Below are 16,674 nucleotides of genomic sequence, written 5' to 3' on the forward strand. Positions count from 1 at the left end.
TGGGTGGATGGGCCTAGACCGGGCCGGGGTACCGGCGTTGAAGTGTTAAGGGTAATCCGCGGGTGGAAGCTTGCGCAAGCGGTTGTCCGGGCATTGCCGGCGCGCAGTGGCAATCGGTGTCCCGTCCGGCAGCGCCAGGTCTGGCTTCAGGTCCAGTAAAGGCTGGAGGGCAAAGTCCCGGTTGCGCAGTTCCCTGTGAGGTACCGTGAGGCGCTCGTCCTCGAGCACCCGGTCACCGAACAGCAGCAGGTCGAGATCGAGGGTTCTGGGGCCCCAGTGCCGGAGTCGCTCACGGCCATGGGCCTGCTCGATGGCCTGCAGCCTGTCCAGTAACTGATGGGGGTCCAGTGAGGTCTTCAGCCAGACCGCACCATTAACGAAGTCTGGTTGATCCTGCGGCCCTACCGGTCGGCTTGCATAAAAGGCCGATTGCGCCACCAAGGTTGTGTCCGGCAGGGCTGCCAGCTCTGACACCGCCCGCGCGAGTTGGGCAGCGGGTTGTTCGAGATTGCTGCCCAGCCCGATGAAGGCATCCGTCGTCATTGCTGCGCGGGCTTTTGAGCCGGCTTGCGGCGGCGCTTGCGCTTTTTCGGCGCATCGCTGGTCAGTTGGGACAGCATCCGCTCCTGACCCCGCTCATCGGTCTGCTGGAACTCGGTCCACCACTGGCCGAGGCCCGGCTCAATCTCGCCGGACGCTTCCCGGACCAGCAGGAAATCATAGGCCGCACGGAACCGGGGGTGGCTCATGGTGGCGAACGCCCGCTTGCCCTGGCGCCGGGGCAGGCGCATCTGCAGTTCCCAGATTTCCTTCATCGGTCCCGAGAAACGCTTGGGAATCGAGGTGGCCTGCACCTGACGGCCAATCACCTTGCCGATGGCGCCATGCAAAGCCGGCTGCACCGGGTCGCCATTGTCCTGCCGGCGGTGCCATTCTGCCTGCAGAGCCGGCCACAGCATGGCAGCAAACAGGAAGTAGGGAGTCACCGATTTGCCCTGGGCAATCCGGGCATCCGTGTTTTTCAGGGACTGGCGGATGAGCTCGTCCGGCTCGCCGGCCTCGATGGCCCTGACGGTTTCCGGAAACAGGGGGGCCAGCAGGTTATACCGGGTCAGCAGGTCGTATGTGGCTTCGCCATGGCCTGCGGAAAACAGCTTGAGCACTTCGTCAAACAGTCGGGCCGGTGGAATATGGGTTAATAACGGTGCCAGTTCCCGGATCGGAGCTTCGGTTTCCGGCTCGATATCAAAGCCCAGCTTGGCGGCAAATCGGACCGCCCGAAGCATACGCACCGGGTCTTCCCGGTAGCGGGTCTCGGGGTCGCCAATCAGGCGCAGTTGCCGGTGGCGCAGGTCCTCGATGCCATCGGCAAAATCGATGATGGTGAAGTCGCGGATGCAGTAGTAAAGGGCATTGACCGTGAAATCCCGGCGCAGGGCGTCTTCTTCCTGGTTGCCGTAAACATTGTCTCGCAGCAGCAAGCCGTGCTCGCTGGTCTTGCGGTCGTCATCGTCAGTGTCAGTATCCGCTTCGGTGGCGTTGCCCCGGAAAGTGGTTACCTCGATAACCTCCCGGCCGAACACCACATGGACAATCCGGAACCGCCGTCCGATCAGCCGGGAATTGCGGAACAGGTCATGCACTTCCTCCGGCGTGGCGTTGGTTGCAATGTCGAAATCCTTGGGCTTGCCACCCAGCAGGATGTCCCGAACGCCGCCACCGACCAAATAGGCTTCATAGCCTGACTTGTTCAGGCGATGCAGAACCTTTTTGGCGGGCTCACTGATGGCTGAACGGGAGACGTTGTGCTGATCCCTGGAGATTTCCCGTCGCTGGAAGGTTCGGGCCTTCTTCTTGCCGTTGCCTGACATTAACGTACGGAATTTATCGACCGACTGCTCGACGAGTGTGAAAATTGATTTAGGCATTGAAATCCGTGGTTGCGATGAGCAAAAACCGAGAGTTTAACGGTTTGAGCAGGATTTGCACACGTTTGCCGTGGATAACAGTTCCTGTGCCCAGAAAATCAAAAGGCGGATCCGTTTACACGAATCCGCCCTCAAAGCGTTGACGATCTGCATTGTTTTTGTTTTTACCGGGATTTTTCTTCGTTTTTGTACCCCACTGTGCGTCCCCAGACTTGGGGCGTCTCAGTAGCGCAAACGGAAAGCTTTGAATACACAGAGCAGTCAGAGACATCGGGTGGGCCTGGAGTAGCTGTAGCGTTACCTGGAAGGCAATTCTTCTCTACATCTACGACTCACACATGCCATGGGACCACTAAAAAGCAAAGTACCCAAAACACTCAGTTCGCTTACGTTCTATTGTTGTTTTTGTTGCTGAACGTTTTCCCGCAGCTTTTTGTTCTTGTTGTGGCGCTGCTTTGTCACTCTTGTTCTTGTTGTTGTGCGCTTAATAGAGTGCAGGTCGTGTGCCAGTTTTTTAATTTCTTTAATTAACAGAGTCTTACGATTTTGTAGGCCATAAGTGTTACCCCGTACCCGACCTAAGTGTTACTGAGATCACGTTACTTATGGAGAGAGTGTTACCCACAGGAACACGAGGTAACAAGTGAGGTCGGGTTCACACTATGGGGTTCAGTTGCCTGAGGATTTTTTGCGCGGAATGCCGAGCCTCTGCCGGCGTTCCCACAGCGATTTCCGGCTGATGCCCAGTTTCTGGGCCAGCTCGGTCTCACTCATGCGGTCCTGGTTCTCAAGAACGAAATGCTGAAAGTAATCTTCCAGCGATAGGTCGTTGGCGGAATCCGCATCCCGGGTCCGGACCTGCTCGTTGTTGCCTTCCACCAGGGTTTCCGGGATGTACTCGTCGCCACCCTCGCTGTCCAGATCCAGCAGGGCCGGTGTAATCACGTCGCCGTCACACAGAATGGTGGCCCGCTCAATCGCGTTTTCCAGCTCCCGTACATTGCCGGGCCAGCGATGGCGCTCTAGAACTCGCATGGCCTCGGGGCTGAGATTGAGATTGGGCTTGGCCATTTTCTCACCCTGGCGCCGGAGAAAGCGGCGGGCCAGGCCGAGGATGTCACTCTGGCGCTCCCGCAGCGGGGGGATCCGCACCTGCATCACGTTCAGCCGGTAATACAGGTCTTCGCGAAACTCGCCGGTACGGGTCATGGCTTTCAGGTTGCGGTGGGTCGCGGCAATCATCCGCACATTCACCTTCCGGCTCTGGGTGGAGCCCACCTTGCGGATCTCGCTCTCCTGCAACACTCTCAGAAGCCGGGCCTGTGCCTCGGCAGGCAGCTCGCCAATCTCATCCAGGAACAGGCTGCCGCCGTCGGCGGCTTCAATCAGGCCGGTTCTTGCCGAAACGGCTCCGGTGAACGCACCTTTCTCATGGCCGAACAGTTCCGATTCAATGAGGCTTTCGGGGATCGCCGCGCAGTTCACTGAAATCAGTGGCTTGGCGGCCCGGGGGCTGAGCAGGTGCAGGGCGCGGGCGGCCAACTCCTTGCCGGTGCCGGATTCGCCCTGGATCAACACGGTGGTTTCAGTGGGGGCCACCTTGCGGATCAGTGTAAATACCCGCTGCATGGGTTCGCACTGGCCGAACATGATGTTGGCAGGATCACTGCTTTCCGGTGGTTCGGCATGGGCGGCCGGTTCATCGCCGGTGCCCGGGGCGGAGGGCTTCCGGGCCAGAATATTTTGCACGGCATCCAGCATTTCGTCATGGTCGAACGGCTTGGCTATGTACTCGACCGCCCCCATTTTCATGGAATCCACCGCCGAGCGCAGGCTGGCGTAGCTGGTCATGATCAGTACCGGCGTGTTGGGCGCCCGGTTGATCAGTTCCGTACCGGCGGCGCCGGGCAGGCGGAGGTCGGAGATGATCAGGTCGAACTGGTCCGGTTCGTGATTCTGCTCCGCTTCCTCAACGGATGATGCGTCGGCAACTTCATAGCCGGCGTGCTGCAGCAGTTTGCGCACCGCTGAGCGAATAATGTCTTCGTCTTCCACGATCAGAATGCGAGGCATAGCAGTCTCAAGACCTTTGGTTCTGGCTGATGGCGGTGTTGCCGGTTTCGGATTCGTAGGCTGGCAGTCTCAGCCTTACGCAGGTTCCCCTGCCGGTTTCGGTATTCGCAGGGCTCTCCACCTGAATATTGCCATAGTGTTCTTCAACAATGCTGTACACCAGTGACAGGCCAAGACCGGTCCCCTTGTTGGGGGCCTTGGTGGTGTAAAAGGGCTCGAAGATGTGATCTAGCTGATCGCCGGGAATGCCGGAGCCCTCATCAACGATCTCGATAATAGCGGAGTAACCGTCACCCTTGCCACTGACCCGGACGGTGCCGCCTTCGGGTGAGGCGTCCCGGGCATTGGCCAACAGGTTAACGAAGACCTGAACCAGGCGCTGTTCGTCGCCGAGTACCTGCAGTGACGGCGGGCAGTCATTGATGTAGTGAATGCCCAGGCCCTTGTCGCTGAGTGACAGCAGATTGACGCACTCTTCAACGCACCGGTGGATGCTGACGGGTTCGTAACGGTTTGCCTGAGCATGGTTGCCGGTGCGGGCGAAGTTCATCAGTGACTGCAGGATGGCGGAGATACGCCGGGTCTGCTGCTGGATCTGTTCGGCGGTGTCGAGAATGTCGGGGTTGTCGGTTTCCAGCTTCAGGTTTTGGGCCAGCGAGGAAATGCCGGTGACCGGGTTGCCGATTTCGTGGGCAACACCCGCCGCCAGCCTGCCCACCGAAGCCAGCCGTTCACTGTGCATGAGCTCGTCCTCAAGCAGCCGGGTTTCGGTCTGGTCTTCCACCAGGATAATGCTGCCGCCCTCGGGATGATCCGGCCCGCTCAGGGCCGCCTTGTGGAGGTTCAGCCAGTGTGGCTTCCCGCGGAGGTCGAGACGGTGTTTGTACCGGTGCAGGTCTTCGCCTCGGTTGAAGTCCTCCAGCAGCAGGTGCCAGTGTTCCGGCAGGGCCATCAGCCGGGCACCGACCACGTCGTCGGCGGAAATGCCGGTGAGTTCCTCCATGGTGTGGTTCCACATCAGGATTTCGCCGTCCTCACCCACGGAGCAGGCAGGGATGGGCAAATTCTGCAGGGTCTGCCGGTAATGCCGGCGCAGGTTATCGAGTTCCCCGGCCAGCCCGGTCAACCGGTTCTGGTAATCGCCCAGGGCCCGTTCGACATAGCGTATGTCCTGCGCCGTGCCACCCTGGGCCATGGGCTTGAAGCCCAGGTGCCGCTTGACCATGTCCCGGGCAACCGCCGGCCCGAGAAGACCCGAAAGGTTGATTTCAACCTGGTCCCGCAGGCGCCTGAGCTGGTAGGGGCGATACTCCACGTTCGGCAGTTTTAGCTGGGTGAGCGCACGCTCCACTTCCCTCTGGGCCACGCCATGGCCCAGAGGTTCTGCCAGCTGGCGAACGAAATCGCTGGAAGAGGTAGCCAGCAATTCGCGGCGCTGGGGTCGGGAAAGGGCGCCCAGGGAACACGCCTGGGCCGCGCTGGTCTCCTCACTGGTGTTACTGCTCAGGATGGAGACCAGAGCGAAGACGGTGATGTTGGCCGTCAGGCTTGCAAAGGTGAAGATGTGCCAGTTGCTGTAATCCGGAATCAGCGGGGCGTTGAGCCAGGCCAGCAGATTGGCGGTGTGGGAGAACGGCAGAACCAGGGTGGCGACCCAGATGGTCAGCCCGACAATCAGGCCGGCGATCAGGCCGCGCCGGTTTCCCTCCGGCCAATAGATGACGCCCAGCGCGCCGGGCAGCAGCTGAAGGGTGCCGGACAACGAAATGGCTCCCAGAATGGACAGGTCCAGGTTTTTACCGACCAGTTCGTGAAAGAGCAGGCCCAGGAAGATGATCACGGCGATGAGCAGCCGTTTGACCCACTGAAGCCACCGATAGATGTCACCCTGATCTTTCGGAGTTTTCAGGGGCAGCACAACATGGTTCAGGGCCATGCCGGCGAGCGCCAGGGTGCTGACTATCATCAGGCCGCTGGCGGCTGACAGGCCGGCAATGTACATAAGCAGGGTGAGTGCCGGGCTTTCCAGGGCCTGGGCGACACCGATGGCGAAGAACCCCGGGCCGGTTGTCACCGCCAGTTCCTGACCTCCCCACAGAATCAGCGGGACCGGCAGCGCCAGGAGCAAGAGATAAAGCGGCAAGCCCCAGCTGGCTTTTGCCAGGGCCTTGGGGGAGGGGCCTTCGTTAAACGTCATGTGGTACATGTGCGGAAGCACCAGGGCTGCAGCGAACGACATGAGCATCAGTGCCCGCCAACTGCCATCATCGATGCTGAGGGTCATGGTGGCGGCCGCAGAAGTCCGGTTTTCCAGCCAGGCTTCAAGGCTGCCCATGCTGCCGAAGACGCCGAAAAGAATGACTCCGCCCAGAACCAGCAGCGCCACCAGTTTGACCAGGGAGTCGAACGCGATCGCCAGCACCAGGCCCTGATGGTTCTCGGCGTTCTGGTCGCGGCGAGCCCCGAACAGCATCGCGAACAGCAGCACAATCAGGCTGAACATCACACTGATCAGCCCGGGCGACGTATCGGGTGCCAGGATGCTGGCCGACGTGGTTACGGCCTGAATCTGCATGCTTAGAAGGGCCAGGATGGCACCCGCTGAGCACAGCGTCACCAGGGTGCCCGCCCACTGGCTGCGGTAGCGGTAGGCGAACAGATCCGCGAGAGAGGTCAGTTGGTAGGCACGGCCGATCCGCATGACCGGGTTCAGGAGCACGGGCGCCAGCAGAAACGCCCCGCTGAGCCCGAGGTAATAGGCCAGGAACCCATAGCCGGACTCGGCGGCCATGCCGACGGCGCCGTAAACCGCCCAGATGCCGGCGTAAACGCCCAGGCTGAGGATATAGATCAGGGGGTGGCGGACCCACTGGCGGGGCAGCATTCCGCGCTCGGTGACCCAGGCAATACCGAACAACAGCACCAGGTAGACCAGGCTGGAGAACAGCAGGCCAGAGGCACTAAAATTCATTGGGGTCCCGCCGCCATTCGAGCCAGAAACCGATGGCAATCAGCCCGGCCCAGATAATGTAGGGGCTGTACCAGACGTTTCCCGGAGAAGTCCACCAGTCGAGGATGTTGGGCGAAAAGATATAGATGGCCAGTACCAACAGGAAGACCAGACGGTAGATATACATCAGGCATGCTATCCGCGCTGAGGTGTGAGAAGGGCTTTATACCATGTCCCTCACCGGGATGTCAGGTGGATGGCACCTCTGCGCCAGTTCGCCTGGCCCCAGTCCAGCAGGGTTTCCACGCTGGCACTCGCCAACGTTGGCGGCGGGTTCTGGCCAAGGGCGACCAGGGCCCGGAACAGGTTCTGGCCCGGCGTGCGGTCGTCCAGAGCCGGGGCATGGGTCTGCTTGCTGAGCTTCTGGCCCTGTTCGTTCAGGATCACCGGAATGTGCAGCCAACGCGGAGGCAGAGCCCCCAGCGCCCGGTAGATCTGCTGTTGCTGGGCTGTCATATCGAGCAGGTCGGAGCCTCGGACCACATCGGTAATGCCCTGATCAATATCATCGACGACCACGGCAAGCTGGTAGGCGTAGAACCCCTCCTTGCGCAGAAGGACAGGGTCATCCAGTTCGGCCTGTACGGTTTGGTGTTGTGGCCCGAGCAGCAGATCCTGCCAATGGCAGTCTTCATCTCTGAGGGCAAAGCGGATTGCAAAAGGCTGGTCGCCGGAAACCGCTTTGCCGTTACGGCAATGATGGGGGTGACGGCCGTTGCTGGCGGTCAGTTCCTTCCGGGAGCAGGGGCAGCGGTAGGCATCTCCCTGTTCCAACAGCCGGTTGATGGCTGCCTGGTAAGCGTCGTGCCGCCGGGACTGGAACCGAACCGGCTCGTCCGGGAGCAGGCCGTGGGCATCCAGGCTCGCGAGAATCTGGCCGGTGGCCTCCGGAGGCTCTCTCAGGGGGTCGAGGTCTTCCAGGCGGATTAGCCACTGGCCGCCCTGGCTGCGCGCTTCCAGGAAGCTGGCCAGAGCGGTTACCAGTGAGCCGAAATGCAGCGGGCCAGTCGGAGAGGGCGCAAAACGGCCCCGGAACTGAGGGTTGTTCATGGCGGTCAGTCAGCCGGCCGCGCCGGGGAGGGCGCTGGCCGGCGGCTGTCGAATGGCCGGATCAGATGCCGGTCTGGCGTTCGCGAATCTCGGCCAGGGTTTTGCAGTCGATACACAGGGTGGCCGTCGGGCGGGCCTCCAGGCGGCGGATACCGATTTCCACGCCGCACTGATCGCAGAAGCCGTAGTCGTCCTTGTCGATGCGGTCGATGGTCTGGTCAATCTTCTTGATCAGTTTCCGCTCGCGATCCCGGGTGCGCAGTTCCAGGCTGAATTCCTCTTCCTGGGTTGCGCGGTCACTGGGATCCGCGTAGTTTGCGGCGTCTTCCTGCATGTGATGCATGGTGCGATCGACTTCTTCCATCAGCTCCTGCTTCCACTGCAGCAGCAGATCCTTGAAGTGCTGCAGCATCTCAGCACTCATGTAATCTTCACCCTTCTTCATTTCGTAGGGGGTGAAGTTGGTAAAACGTTCGCGTGGTTGTTCTGCAGTATTTGCCATTGAACCCGGCCTCTTGTTTGTACTTCACAAGAACGCTTTGCTTCCCTCCGCGTGAGCCCCCGTGGCTGTGCGGTTTTAACCTGGATGAAGCATTCGTCCTGAAACGGGAATTTGCGGAAAATAGCAGATTAGTCCCGGGGGTGCCAGCCTTGTGACGCCTACTTTTGCATGGAGATCCTATGAAGTTTCCAGAACCGCTGGTTGAAGGCCGTCTGATCCGCCGCTACAAACGCTTCCTGGCGGATGTGCGGCTGCCTGACGGCACCGAGATTACCGCCCACTGTCCGAACACGGGCTCCATGCTGGGCTGCCAGCCAGAGAATGCCCGGGTATGGCTGAGCCGCAGCGACAACCCCAAGCGCAAACTGCCCTACACCTGGGAACTGGTGGAGGCGGTGCCGGGGCAGTTGGCCTGCGTGAACACCGCCCGCCCGAACGCCCAGGCCCTGGAGGCCGTGCAGGCGGGGGTTGTTGTGGAATTGTCCGGCTATCCGGCCGCCCGGCCCGAGGTGAAGTACGGCGCGGAGAAAAGCCGCATTGATCTGCTGCTTTCCGGCCATGGGTCGGCGGCAGACGCCTGGGTGGAGGTGAAGAATGTCACCCTGGCAGAAAACGGCCAGGGGTTTTTCCCGGATGCGGTGACCGAGCGCGGTCAGAAGCACCTTCGTGAGCTGATGACGCAGGTTGAGCAGGGGGATCGCGCCGTGCTGTTTTTTGTCGTCAATCACACCGGAATCGAAACGGTTCGCCCCGCGGACCAGATTGACCGGAAATACGGCGAGCTGCTGCGCGAGGCCTGCGATGCGGGAGTGGAAGTGATCGCGTATCGGGCTGACCTGTGCGGAAGCGATGGCAACCCGACGGGGGTGCTGACGCTCACCGAATCGGTGCCGGTTATTCTGGAAGTCTGATCTCGATCTGGCCGTCCCGTTCCCTCAGGTCCAGTTGGGTGAGGGCGTCACCCTGGCAGGGGCCGGCGATGCACTCGCCATCGGAGGGTTTGAACAGGGCCCCGTGGGTCGAGCATTGGATAAACAGGTTGTCGGAATCCATGAACCGCCCGGGCATCCAGTTCAGCTCGATGCCCAGGTGCGGGCAGATGTTGAGGTAGGCCCGGGGTGTGCCGTTATCCAGGAACACAAACCCGTTGAGGGGCATGCCTGCGGGCTCGCGGGCCTTCTCCCGTAGACGGAATTCGGCAAACTTGCCGGGTGTCAGCTCGGAAGCCGGGCATACCGGTTGCCACGGGCGCTGGTTACTGGTCATTTTGGCAGGATGGTGTAACGCATGCGGGTTCCGTGGTTCAGGGACATGACAATCTCGTCCGCCTCCAGCCGGTGCGGAAAATAGCAGCCGGAAATCTTGGCGCTGGCAATGCTCGCGCCTTCCATCCTGGATTTTGAAAAATCGATCCCGCGCAAATCCGTGCCGCGAAAGTAGGCGTGGCGAAAGTCCAGACCCCTGGCATCCATCCCCCGCAGGTCCAGGCCCCGGAAATCGCCGTGGGCGAAGCTCGGCAGCTCGGTGAGCTTTGCCTTTTCGACATTGAAGGCCTGCATATCCTCACTGCGAAGAAGATCGTACAGGGGGTGGCGGATCTCATGTACTTCGTGTTCGCGCTGGTCGTCCATCTCGTGCCTCGTTCTGGCCAGTGGGAGCCTGGTTTTTATTTTCCGGTTTTATCGAACGGAATGCCAAGGTGCTGCCGGATGCGGTCAGCCACCGCCTCTGCAACATGTTCCTGATCCGTGTGCAAATGGATGGTATGGCTTTTTTCTTCGGCCGTCAGCGGTTCGAACCAGTCCTGTTGTGCGTCCAGGAGCTCTTCGGTGGCTTCTGAAGCATCGCCCTTCCGGTTGCGGATCCATTCCCGGCGCAAGGCTTCCGGCGCCTCGCAATGGATCAGCGCAAAAGGCACGCCCCGGGATTCCGCCACCGCTGCCAGCAGTGACCGTTCCTGTTGTTTCAGGCTGGCCGCATCCACGATAACCGGCAGGCCTGCCGTCAGCACCTGTCCGGCCAGTTCTGCCAACCGTTGGTAGGTTTTCGCTGTCGCCTCTTCGGTGTAAAGGTTGCCGCCGGTTGGCGAGCGTGAACTCTCAAGCGGCGCGAGCCCGTGCAGGCGCTTGCGCTCGACATCCGAACGCAGGCGGATCAGGCCCAGCTCACCGGCCATGGCGGCGCTGACACAGGTTTTACCGCTGGCGGACAATCCAGAGGTTGCCAGCAGGTAGTGGTTGGGAATGGTGCTGTAATCTTCAGCCAGTTGGGCGTAATCACGGTAGCGCTGCATCAGGTCGGATTTTTCGCCCTCGGTGAGGGACGGATTTCCCATGGTAAACAGTGCAATCTTGGCCCGGACCATGGCGCGATAGGCCTTGTACAGTGGCAGCAGAGGCAGGGCCTCAACGTCGCCCCGGTATTCCAGGTAGGTGTTGAGCACCAGGTTGGCCAGTGCGTTTTCCCGCCGGGATTCCAGGTCCATCAGCAGGAACGCGAGGTCGTTGATGACATCAATCCAGCGGAAGGGTTCGTTGAATTCGATGCAGTCGAAAACAGTAACGTCGCCTTCAAAGCGGGTGATGTTGGCCAGGTGAAGGTCGCCATGACACTCACGCACCAGGCCGCCGGCTTTGCGGCTGGCAATCAGGTTGCGATGGCGCTCGAAGGTGGACTCGGTCCAGGCCTTGAGGTTGTCCAGTTGCACCAGCAGGTCCGGCTCGTCAATCAGCGGGCGGATCTGATCAAAGTTTTCCTGCATGGCGGCAAGAACGGCCTCGGGCGTTCCCAGCGGCTTGTCATCCGGTACCGGCGGCAACTGCTCGTGGAAGGCGGCAACCTGTTGTGCCAGGTCGGTCAGCAGCTCTGGCGCCAGCTCACCCTGCTCTTGCAGGCGATCAAACAGCTGGCCCTGGTCGAACTGGCGCATTTTGATGGCGTATTCGAAGGCTTCGCCGTCACCGCCGAGCGCCGGGCTTTCCGGTGTGCCGGTGATCGGCAGCACCTCAAGGTACAGTTTTTCCGCCAGCCTGCGGTTGAGCCGCAGCTCTTCCTCACAGAAGTGTTTCCGACGCGCCAGGGTCGAAAAATCCAGAAAGCCGAAATCCATGGGTTTCTTGATCTTGTAGGCGTAATCACCGGTCAGGATAACCTGGGAGATGTGAGTCTCGATGATCTGGAAATCTTTGACCGGGTGGTCGTACAGCTCCGGATTCTGCATGGCCAGAATCAGATTGCCTGGGGATGTCTCACTCACCGTACTCTCCTCGCGTTCCCTGAACCCATTGATTTTTCTTGCTCTATCATAACGGCCAGATTACAGAAATAACACACAGTTGGCCTGCCTTCCTGGGCGATCCCTTCGTTATAATCGGCCCATGAAAAAATCGAACTCATCTTCCCCGTCCAGGCGAAAGCCCTCCCGCAAGTCATCGAATAACGGTCGCAGGCCGTGGTTCTGGCGTTTCATGTTCCGGCTCCTTGCCATTGGCCTGGTGCTGCTGGCGGGCTGGACGGTCTACCTGGATGCGGTGATCACCGCGCGTTTCGAGGGGCGCCGGTTTGAAGTGCCCTCACGGGTCTACGCCCGCCCGCTGGAACTGTTCGACGGGGCCAGTGTCAGCGTTGGAGCCCTTGAGCGGGAGCTGGAACTATCCGGTTTTGAGCGAGGCGCGGCCGGGGCGCCAGGCAGTTACCAGCGCGATGGCGGGCATTTCACGATCCGCACCCGCGGCTTTTCCTTTCCCGACGGTGATGAGCCTGTCCGCAAGATCGCGTTGACGATTTCGGGCGACCGGGTCCAGGACTTCCGGGTCATTCAGGGCGAGGACGCGCCAATCGTTCGCCTGGCCCCCGCCCGGATTGGCGGGATCTATCCGGCGCACAAGGAAGACCGGGTTCTGGTGGAGCTGGCTGAGGTCCCGGCCCTGCTGCCGGCGACCCTGTTGGCTGTGGAAGACCGCAATTTCTATGATCATTTCGGGCTTGCGCCGCTGTCCATTGGTCGGGCCATGCTGGCCAATATCCGGGCCGGGCGTATTGTTCAGGGGGGCAGTACCCTGACTCAGCAACTGGTCAAGAACCTCTTTCTGACCCGCGACCAGACGCTGCTGCGCAAGGCTAACGAGGCCCTGATGTCGGTCTTGCTGGAACTGCATTATGAAAAAGATGACATCCTGCAAACCTACCTGAACGAGGTCTATCTGGGGCAGGCCGGAACGCGCAGCATTCACGGCTTTGGCCTGGCCAGCCAGTTCTACTTTGGCCAGTCCCTCAAGGACCTGGAGGTTCAACAGATCGCCCTGCTGGTGGGCATGGTCAAGGGGGCGAGCTTTTACAACCCACGGCGTAACCCCGACCGGGCACTGGAACGCCGGAACCTGGTGATTTCGGAAATGGAGCAGGCGGGCCTGATCGAGCCGGAACGTGCTGCCCGGGCCAGGGGACTCCCGCTCGGCGTTACCGATCGCCCTTCCTATTCCGAGAACCTCTATCCCGCCTATATCGACCTGGTGCGCCGGCACCTTGCCCGTGACTACAAGGAAGAGGACCTTCGCACGGAAGGCCTGCGAATATTTACCACCCTGGACCCGGCCATCCAATACGCCGCTGAATTCGCGGTATCCGATACGCTGCCACGCCTTGGTGGCGAGGCGCTGGCCAAGTCACTGGAGGCTGCCCTGGTGGTGACATCCAAGGATTCCGGCGAAGTCCTGGCCCTGGTCGGTGGCAAGGACCCGCGGTTTTCCGGGTTCAACCGGGCGCTGGATGCGAATCGCCAGATCGGCTCGCTGGTCAAACCGTTCATCTATCTGTCGGCACTACAGCAGCCCGAGCGTTACACCCTGATGACGCCGGTGCTCGATAAATCCTTCATCCTGGAGTTTGATGACGGCCGGCGCTGGCAGCCAAAAAATTACAGTGGCAAAGAGCGTGGCGAGGTGCCGTTGCACGAGGCGCTCTCCCATTCCTACAACCTGCCGACGGTGCGGGTTGGCCTGGATATCGGTGTGGATGTGGTCAGCGACACGCTGACGGCGTTCGGAGTCGATACACCGATTTCCCGATATCCCTCCATGCTGCTGGGGTCGATTTCCCTGAGCCCGATTACCGTTGCCCAGATCTATCAGGGGCTGGCAACGTCCGGCTTCAACACCCCGTTGAGAACGATCCGGCAGGTTACTGACGCCAGTGGCGAGGCGCTTTCCCGATACAACCTCGAGGTTGAGCAGGTCGCCGATCCGGCGGCCGTGCATCTGGTACAGTACGCCATGCAGGAGACCATGCGAGAGGGCACCGGGCGTTCCGCCTACAACACCTTGCCGCGGCAATTGGCCCTGGCTGGCAAAACGGGCACCACGGACAACGGCCGGGATTCCTGGTTCGCCGGGTTCAGTGGCGATTTGCTAGCCGTAGCCTGGGTAGGCCGGGATGATAACGGTGGCACACCGCTGACCGGCGCCAGCGGGGCGTTGCCCGTCTGGACGCGCTTTATGGCACAGATACCGCAGCACAGTTTCTCGCCGGTGGTGCCGGACGGAGTCAATTACCACTGGGTAAATTCCGAGCGCCAGGCGCTGACCGACAAATACTGCGAGAATGCCCGTTTGTTGCCATTTATCGCCGGCAGCGAACCGACCCAGACAGTTTCATGCTCCGGAGCCCTTGAGCGGCGAATCCGGGGCTGGTTTGAAGGATTATTTCAATGAAAGTCAGAACCACGTTGAAAACAGGCTGCATGCTTGCCGCGCTGGCTCTCGCCGGCTGCGCCTCTGGCCCGAGCGGCGGAATCTACGTGCCGATAGGCGCCGAACCTGCCAGGGCCCCGGAGCCGCCGAGAACCGGTACTGCGGAGGAAGAGCCGCCGGTCTGGCGCAAAAGCGAGCAGCCCGAAGTGGCGCCAGTACCGCAGGAGGCGCCCCGGACCCGCTCCCCGAGCTACAGTGAGTCGGGCGAGGGCCTCTCGCCGGCGGCTCTCAGCCTGGTGCACGACGCGGACCGATTGCTGGGGCAGGGTGATACTGCCGGGGCGATTGCCCAGCTCGAACGGGCACAGCGGATTTCGCCACGCTCAGCGGAGGTCTACTTCAAGCTTTCGGAAGCCTATGTGGCCAATGATCAGTTGGGGGCTGCCGAACAGTTTACCCTCAAGGGACTGTCCCTGGCCGGGAACAACACCCGGCTGCAGCGGGCGGGCTGGTTGCTGCTGGCGGATATCCGGCGGGCAAGAGGCAATGTGGCGGGCGCGGACCAGGCGGAAGCCCGGGCTGCGGCTTTGTAAGTGAAGCCCCTGCGCAGGCAGGGGCTCTGGTCACTGTTCCCTGAGAATCACGGAAGCAGCGGAATCGGTTCTGCCTGCACTTCGGTGTCAGCAACCACTGTTACGTTCTGAGTACCCTGGAAGTCCAGCGCATCGTCGATTTCGTTGTCATCGAGCTGGCAGCTGTAGCTGATGGTGTAGTCGCCGGCCGGCAGGAAGGCTGCGGTGTAGGTGTACAGGCCAGACAAATCCTCGTTGGAAACCGGAACTGCCATGAGCGGTTGTACGTCTTCGCTGTTGACATTGATATCTGTGGGTTCAATGTCAGGCCCTTCGAAAACGTAGACCGACCCTGCATAGTTATCGGCGCAATCATTAGCCGCCTGATCGTCGTCCAGGCGAGTCTGCTGGATTAACGGGTAGTCAACTTCTCCGTTAATAGACCCCACCTGAAGGTTGCTGACCAACCGGAGCGACGGTTTCAGCAGGTAGTCTGCGAGTGACTTACCTTGCGGATCGACAAGGGATTTCCGGACATCAAAATCGATGGTGAAGTCTGTCGTGGTGTCCGCGGCTACGAGAAAATTGCCCTTGAGTTTTAATACACTGGAGGGGACCGCCAACGTTTTGAGGTCGTCAGGCGCGTCTTCAGTTATTACATAAGAGTCCGACAGAGAATCGTCGTCCGTGTCGGAATCCTCAACATTGATGTTCAGTCTCAGTTCCGAGTACTGGCCCGCGGGCACTTCTTCGTCAGTAATCAGGGGAGCGCTAAGGCCGTCCTGGTATTCCAGAAGGTTCAATGATTTTGGTTCATCAAAGGTGAACTCTACCCAATCGCCATCGGCCGGTTTCAGAGACATCCCGGTAAAAGAGATGGTTACGTTGGAGAGATTCGTCGTCGGCGCGTCGGTTACACCGAACGAAACCGTGCCCGTGGAACTGGTGGACTGGCCGCCATCCCCGCCACCACAGGCCGCAATGCCTGCAGCCAGGGCTGAAACCGTGAAAAGCTGGATCGAACGTTTCATATAGACCTCCATGGCTTATTTTTCAGGAATCGTAGCGAAGCAATATCGCTACCTGACCCGGGTAAAACGACCGCAGAGAAGGCAGAGTTCCGGTTTTTTTGTTAACGTTTCCTCATCTTCCCGTCGCTTTGGGCCGGTGATTCCGGGACAGCAGCAAATGCATCGGGCCGGCAGTCTGTTATAAACTGCGCTGTTTGAATCAACCTACGCAGGTAAACAACGGCTTTGGCAATATTTCCTTTCAAGCCTTCTAAGGCCCGGCGCTTTGAAATACTGGTGCAGCCCCATCTGGAGGCCATGTACCGGTTTGCGTTCCGTTTGGCGGGGCAGCAGCAGGACGCCGAAGATCTGGTTCAGGATGTGGTAGCCAAGCTTTACCCGCGGCTGGATGAGCTGGAGTCTGTGGAGCAGTTGCGGCCGTGGCTCAATCGGGTGTTGTATCGTCAGTTTATTGATCAGGTCCGGCGCAGGAACCGCCAGGGTGATCGCTCGCTGACGGAATTGATTGGGGCGGAAGGTCAGGCAGACTGGCTGGACAGCCTGGAATCCGATCACGTGGGGCCGGATCTGCAACTCGAGCAGGCCCGGCTGGGGCCGGTTCTGGATAGGGTGCTGGCAACGCTGACGCCGGATCAGCGAACTCTGTTGTTACTCCATGATGTCGATGGCTGGCGCCAGGAACATCTGGCCGAGGTTCTGGATATTCCGGTCGGCACTGTAAAATCCCGGTTGCACCGTTGCCGGGCCGCCTTGCGAAAAAAATTGCAGCGGGAACTGGAACCCGTCGAGCCGGTCGGACGTGTGGGGGAGTGAGGTGATGA

Annotated in this window: 15 protein-coding genes; 4 read left to right on the top strand and 11 right to left on the bottom strand. The window is 60.4% G+C overall.

The window, feature by feature from the left end; translation table 11 throughout:
• Nucleotides 1–45: 45 nt before the first annotated feature.
• From folK to dksA, 7 genes are all read right to left on the bottom strand, one after another.
• Nucleotides 46–543, bottom strand: a complete 498-nt coding sequence (gene folK / locus msub_RS19045) for a 2-amino-4-hydroxy-6-hydroxymethyldihydropteridine diphosphokinase (RefSeq protein ID WP_048497698.1) — start codon at nt 541–543, stop codon at nt 46–48.
• Complete coding sequence (gene pcnB, locus msub_RS19050; RefSeq protein WP_197083921.1) at nt 540–1,871, bottom strand: polynucleotide adenylyltransferase PcnB; 1,332 nt, start codon at nt 1,869–1,871, stop codon at nt 540–542. Before pcnB ends, folK begins: the two co-directional genes overlap by 4 nt.
• A gap of 726 nt (nt 1,872–2,597) precedes the next feature.
• The gene (locus msub_RS19055) at nt 2,598–4,001 is read right to left on the bottom strand and encodes a sigma-54-dependent transcriptional regulator (protein WP_048497700.1); all 1,404 of its coding nucleotides are present in this window, start codon (nt 3,999–4,001) and stop codon (nt 2,598–2,600) included.
• Between the two features lie 7 nt (nt 4,002–4,008).
• A complete protein-coding gene (locus msub_RS19060) occupies nt 4,009–6,972 on the bottom strand; it encodes an ATP-binding protein (protein WP_048497701.1) in 2,964 nt (987 codons plus the stop codon).
• The gene (locus tag msub_RS21910) at nt 6,962–7,138 is read right to left on the bottom strand and encodes a hypothetical protein (RefSeq protein ID WP_048497702.1); all 177 of its coding nucleotides are present in this window, start codon (nt 7,136–7,138) and stop codon (nt 6,962–6,964) included. Before msub_RS21910 ends, msub_RS19060 begins: the two co-directional genes overlap by 11 nt.
• Nucleotides 7,139–7,188: 50 nt before the next feature.
• Nucleotides 7,189–8,061, bottom strand: coding sequence for a tRNA glutamyl-Q(34) synthetase GluQRS (gluQRS, locus tag msub_RS19070; RefSeq protein ID WP_048497703.1), 873 nt, complete (start codon nt 8,059–8,061; stop codon nt 7,189–7,191).
• A 61-nt stretch (nt 8,062–8,122) separates the two neighbouring features.
• Nucleotides 8,123–8,563: an RNA polymerase-binding protein DksA gene (gene dksA / locus msub_RS19075; protein WP_011784204.1), complete on the bottom strand. Its 441-nt coding sequence runs from the start codon at nt 8,561–8,563 to the stop codon at nt 8,123–8,125.
• A gap of 179 nt (nt 8,564–8,742) precedes the next feature.
• On the opposite strand from dksA, the gene sfsA reads away from it, so the two are divergent.
• Nucleotides 8,743–9,474, top strand: a complete 732-nt coding sequence (gene sfsA / locus msub_RS19080; protein WP_048497704.1) for a DNA/RNA nuclease SfsA — start codon at nt 8,743–8,745, stop codon at nt 9,472–9,474.
• Here sfsA and msub_RS19085 read toward each other — a convergent pair.
• From msub_RS19085 to msub_RS19095, 3 genes are read right to left on the bottom strand one after another with little or no spacing between them, the layout of a single operon-like run.
• Nucleotides 9,458–9,829, bottom strand: a complete 372-nt coding sequence (locus msub_RS19085) for a Rieske (2Fe-2S) protein (RefSeq protein ID WP_048497705.1) — start codon at nt 9,827–9,829, stop codon at nt 9,458–9,460. The two genes, sfsA and msub_RS19085, sit on opposite strands and share 17 nt — an antisense overlap.
• On the bottom strand, nt 9,826–10,194 hold the full coding sequence (locus tag msub_RS19090) for a pentapeptide repeat-containing protein (protein ID WP_048497706.1): 369 nt from the start codon (nt 10,192–10,194) through the stop codon (nt 9,826–9,828). The genes msub_RS19085 and msub_RS19090 overlap by 4 nt, the downstream gene beginning before the upstream one ends.
• A 35-nt stretch (nt 10,195–10,229) precedes the next feature.
• On the bottom strand, nt 10,230–11,783 hold the full coding sequence (locus msub_RS19095; RefSeq protein WP_227506891.1) for a bifunctional aminoglycoside phosphotransferase/ATP-binding protein: 1,554 nt from the start codon (nt 11,781–11,783) through the stop codon (nt 10,230–10,232).
• A gap of 247 nt (nt 11,784–12,030) precedes the next feature.
• On the opposite strand from msub_RS19095, the gene mrcB reads away from it, so the two are divergent.
• Entirely contained in the window at nt 12,031–14,271 is a 2,241-nt protein-coding gene (mrcB, locus tag msub_RS19100) for a penicillin-binding protein 1B (RefSeq protein ID WP_227506855.1), read from the top strand.
• Entirely contained in the window at nt 14,268–14,843 is a 576-nt protein-coding gene (locus msub_RS19105) for a tetratricopeptide repeat protein (protein ID WP_048497709.1), read from the top strand. Before mrcB ends, msub_RS19105 begins: the two co-directional genes overlap by 4 nt.
• A 47-nt stretch (nt 14,844–14,890) precedes the next feature.
• On the opposite strand, the gene msub_RS19110 is transcribed toward msub_RS19105, so the two are convergent.
• Nucleotides 14,891–15,853, bottom strand: coding sequence for a DUF4382 domain-containing protein (locus msub_RS19110; RefSeq protein ID WP_048498036.1), 963 nt, complete (start codon nt 15,851–15,853; stop codon nt 14,891–14,893).
• A 225-nt stretch (nt 15,854–16,078) separates the two neighbouring features.
• Between msub_RS19110 and msub_RS19115 the strand changes: the two genes are divergently transcribed.
• Complete coding sequence (locus msub_RS19115) at nt 16,079–16,666, top strand: RNA polymerase sigma factor (RefSeq protein WP_197083907.1); 588 nt, start codon at nt 16,079–16,081, stop codon at nt 16,664–16,666.
• The last annotated feature ends 8 nt before the right edge of the window (nt 16,667–16,674 follow it).

The organism is Marinobacter subterrani (assembly GCF_001045555.1).
In the GTDB taxonomy this organism is placed as follows: Bacteria; Pseudomonadota; Gammaproteobacteria; order Pseudomonadales; family Oleiphilaceae; genus Marinobacter; species Marinobacter subterrani.